At 74.4% G+C, this 4,524-nt stretch carries 1 protein-coding gene; it reads right to left on the reverse strand.

All coding sequences use genetic code 11. The annotated features are described in order from the left end of the window. On the reverse strand, positions 1-4,524 hold a 4,524-nt coding region (locus tag ACZ7IB_RS48750), incomplete at both ends, for an SDR family NAD(P)-dependent oxidoreductase (RefSeq protein ID WP_470921790.1).

The following is a 4,524-nucleotide window of genomic DNA, read 5'->3' on the forward strand; positions in this document are numbered from 1 at the left end:
CCTCACCCCAGGCGGTGCCGTCGGCACCCTCAGCAAACGCCTTGCACCGGCCATCGGCGGCAAGACCGCCCTGCTTGCCGAACTCCGCGAACACAGTGGGGGTCGACATCACGGCGACGCCGCCCGCGAGTGCCAGGTCGCACACGCCGCTGCGCAGCGCGGACACGGCCATGTCCAGGGCGACGAGGGACGAGGAGCAGGCGGTGTCGACCGTCACGGCAGGGCCCTCGAAGCCGAAGGTGTAGGCGATGCGGCCGGAGGCGACACTGCCCGCGGTGCCGTTGCTGAGATACCCGGCGATCTCCTCGGGGATCTCCTGGAGCCGTGCCACGTAGTCGTGGTGCATCAGGCCCGCGTACACGCCGGTCCTGCTGCGCCGCAGGCTCGTCGGGTCGATGCCCGCGCGCTCGATGGCCTCCCAGGAGGTTTCGAGGAGCAGCCGGTGCTGCGGGTCCATCGTGGTGGCCTCGCGCGGCGAGACGCCGAAGAATCCCGCGTCGAACTCGGCTGCCTCGTAAAGGAATCCGCTCTCGCGGACGGACGTCGATCCGGTGCGGCCGAGCTCGGGGGTGTGGAGCCGCTGGAGGTCCCAGCCGCGGTCGTCGGGAAAGCCGCCGATGCCCTCGCGGCCGTCGGCGACCATGTCCCACAGCTCTTCGGGCGAGCCGACGCCGCCGGGGTAGCGGCAGGCCATGCCGACGATGGCGATGGGGTCGTCGCCGGTGGCCCGCACCTGGACGAGGCGTGCGCCCCGCTCTGCGGGATCCGCAAGGGCCTCGCCCAGGAAGCCGGCGAGCGCCTCGGGGCTCGGGTAGTCGAAGACGAGGGTGGTGGGCAGCTGGACCTTGGTGAACTCGGCCAGGCGGTTGCGGAGTTCGACGGCGGTCAGCGAGTCGAAGCCGAGGGCGTCGAAGGACTGGTCGGGCGCGATGTCCTCGGGCGTGGTGTGGCCGAGGACGGTGGCGACGTGCTCGCGCACCAGGTCCACGAGGGCGGGGGAGCGCTCCGCCGCCGACAGGCCGAGCAGCCTCTCGTGCCATGCCGAGGAGGCGGCCGCGGGGGCGGCGGAGGCACGGCGCGGGGCGGACCTGACCAGGGAGCGCAGCAGCGCGGGCGGGTCGGCCTGGCCGCGCAGGTCCAGGCGTACGGGAACAGCGACCGGCTCTTTGAGCCGCACCGATGCGTCGAACAGGGCGAGGCCCTCGTCGGCGCTGATGGCGCGAAGGCCGCCCCGGCTGAGCCTGCCCATGTCGGTGTCGCTGAGCGTCCCCGTCATGGTGCTGAGATCGGCCCACAGGCCCCACGCGAGCGAGTGCGCGGGCAGCCCCGCTGCGCGTCGGTGCCGGGCGAGCGCGTCCAGGAAGGCGTTGGCGGCCGCGTAGTTGGCCTGGCCCGGGGAGCCGAAGACGCCTGCGGCCGAGGAGAACAGGACGAACAGGTCGAGGTCCCGCTCCCGGGTGAGCTCGTGCAGGTGCCAGGCGGCATCCGTCTTGGGCCGCAGCACGGTGTCCAGACGCTCGGCGGTCTGCGCGGTGACCATGCCGTCGTCGAGGACGCCTGCGGCGTGCACCACGCCGCGCAACTCGGTCAGGGATTCGACGAGTGCGGCCAGCGCGGACCGCTGCGAGACGTCGCAGGCGGCGAGGCGCACCTCGGCGCCCGCCGCGCGCAGCTCCTCGGCGAGTTCGGTGGCTCCCGGCGCGTCGGCACCGCGCCGCCCGGCGAGCACCAGGTCGCGGACGCCGTGGGCGGTGACCAGGTGGCGGGCCACGGCGGACCCGATGACGCCGGTGCCGCCGGTGACCAGGACAGTGCCCTGCCCGGCGTACGCGGCGGGAGCGTCGGCGTCGGGTGCGGTGCGCACCAGACGCCGCACGAAGATGCCGCCGCCGCGCACGGCGATCTCGGTCTCCTGGTCGGCGAGCGCGGCGCGCACAGCGGGCCAGGGGACGTCGGCGGGCCCGGTGCCGGGGGCCAGGTCGAGCAGCGCGAACCTCTCGGGGTGCTCGGAGCGCGCCGAGCGCACCAGGCCGTGCACCGCGGCCTGGGCCGGGTCGGCGCTCTCTCCGGGGTGCACTTCGACGGCGCCCCTGGTCAGTACGGTCAGCCGGGCCGGGGCGATGCCGTCGTGCGCAAGCCAGGCATGGATGCGCTCCAGGGCGTGGCCCACGTGGGCTCGTACCCTTTCGAGGGCGTCGGTGTCGCCACCTCCCGCGCGGTCCAGGAGCACGGTGTCGGCGGCCGTCAGCTCTTCGAGACGGGTGTCCGGGCCCCAGACCTGCGGAGCCGCTTCCCCGGCGGCGTCCTGTGCCCCCGCCTTCCGGGGTTCCCAGGCCTCGGTGAACAGGGACTCTGCGACCAGGGCGCGCCTCGGGCCCACGGGGGTCTCCGAGACGGGCCGCAGGACGAGTTCGTCGATGCCGACGACGGGGGTGCCGGTGGCGTCGGCGATCCGTACGCGTACGGCGGCGGTGCCCACGGTCGTCAGACAGACGCGGACGGTGCGGGCGCCGCTCGCCCACAGCCGCACGCCGCCCCAGGCGAACGGCAGCCGCGAGGTGTTCTCGGCGTCGTCGGCCACGCCGCCGAGGCCGATGCCGTGCAGGGCGGCATCCAGCAGGGCCGGGTGGACGCCGAATCCCGCAACGTCGTCCGCCGCGGCCTCGGGCAGCTCCACGTCGGCGAAGAAGTCGGTGCCGCGGCGCCAAGCCTTACGCAGCCCCTGGAAGGTGGGGCCGTAGGCGTAGCCCTGCTCGGCAAGGGCGGGGTAGAAGTCCTCGACCTCGACCCGGGCCGCACCGCGGGGCGGCCACACCGCTCCGGTGACCGCGCCGAAGCCGTCGGCGTTCGGGCCCTGGTCCGGAGGGGCGACCACGCCCTGGGCGTGCCGGACCCACTCGGTCTCAACGCCACTCGTCCCGTCGTCGGACGGTTCGAGGCGCGAGTGCACGACGACGTGGCGGTGGCCCTCGTCGTCGGCGGGGCCCACGCCGACCTGGATCTGCATGGCGTCCTCGGGGGTGAGGACGAGCGGGGTCTCCAGGGTGAGGTCGCGGATCCGGCCGCAGCCCACGTTCTGCCCCGCGCGCAGGGCGAGTTCGACGAAGGCGGTGCCCGGAAGGAGCACGGCGCCCAAGACGGCGTGGTCGGCGAGCCAGGGGTGGGTGGCGAGCGAGAGGCGGCCGGTCAGCACGGCGCCACCGGCGGAGCTGCCGTCGGCGACGCTGACGGCAGCTCCGAGCAGCGGGTGGTCGAGTCCGGCGAGTCCGGCGCCGCTCATGTCGCCCGCGCGGTGCGGCGAGACGCGGGGCCAGAAGCGCTGCCGTTCGAAGGGGTACGTGGGCAGGTCCTGGCCCGCGGGTACGGCGGGCAGCAGCGCGCGCCAGTCCACTTCGGCGCCACCGGCCCACAGGGCGCCGACCGCCCTCAGCAGGGTGGCGACCAGGGGCCGTTCGCGGTGGGCGACGGAGGTGACGGTGGCGGAGTGGCCCTCAGAGAGGCTGTCCTCCAGGGGCCGGGAGAGCACGGCGTGCGGGCCGATCTCCAGGAAGGCGTCCACGCGCGACTCCGCGGCGCGCACGGCGTCCTGGAAGCGGACGGCTTCGCGGGCGTGCCGCACCCAGTAGTCCGGCGATGTGATGTCGTCCGCCGCGAGTTCACCGGTGACGGTGGAGACCATCGGGACGGCCGGGCGGGAGAAGGTGAGGCGCGCAAGCACGGAGCGGAACTCGTCGAGCATCGGCTCCATGAGCGGCGAGTGGAAGGCGTGGCTGACCTGGAGCCTGCGAAGACGCCGCCCTGTCCGCGCGGCGGCCTCGGCCACCTGGTCGACGGCGTCCGAGGCACCGGACACGACCACGGCGGAGGGGCCGTTGACCGCGGCGATCGCCACCTGCTGCCGGTGCTGCTCGGGCAGGGCGCGCAGCCATGCGTCGGCCTGTGCCGGGGTGGCGTCGAGGGCCAGCATGGCGCCGCCGTGCGGGAGTTGCTGCATGAGGGCGCCGCGGGCGACGGCCAGCGTGACCGCGTCCTGAAGGGAGAGCACTCCGGCCACATGGGCGGCGGCGATCTCACCGATGGAGTGACCGAGGACGACGTCCGGGCGTACGCCCCATGCCTCCAGGGTGCGGAACAGCGCGACCTCGACGGCGAAGAGGGCGATCTGGGTGTAGCGGGTCCGATGGATCAGGTCCGCGTGGTCCGCGGGGCGGCCTGCGGAGCCGGCAAGCACCACGTCCGCCAGCGGCACGTCGAGCTGCGGGTCGGCGGCTACGCAGATGGCGTCGAACGCCGCGGCGAACGCGGGAAGTTGCTCGTACCACTGCCCTCCCATGCCCGCCCACTGCGCGCCCTGCCCCGCGAAGACGAAGGCAGTCTTGGCGCCGGGCTGTGCCGTGCCACGGACGAGGTGGCGGCCCGCGGTGCCCTTGTCCGCGAGGGTGTCGAGGGCCGTGGTGAAGCCTGTGGCGTCCTCCGCGAGGACGACGGCACGGTACTCGAAGGCGGTACGGGCGGTGGCCAGCG

It is taken from the genome of Streptomyces sp. NPDC037301, assembly GCF_055602785.1.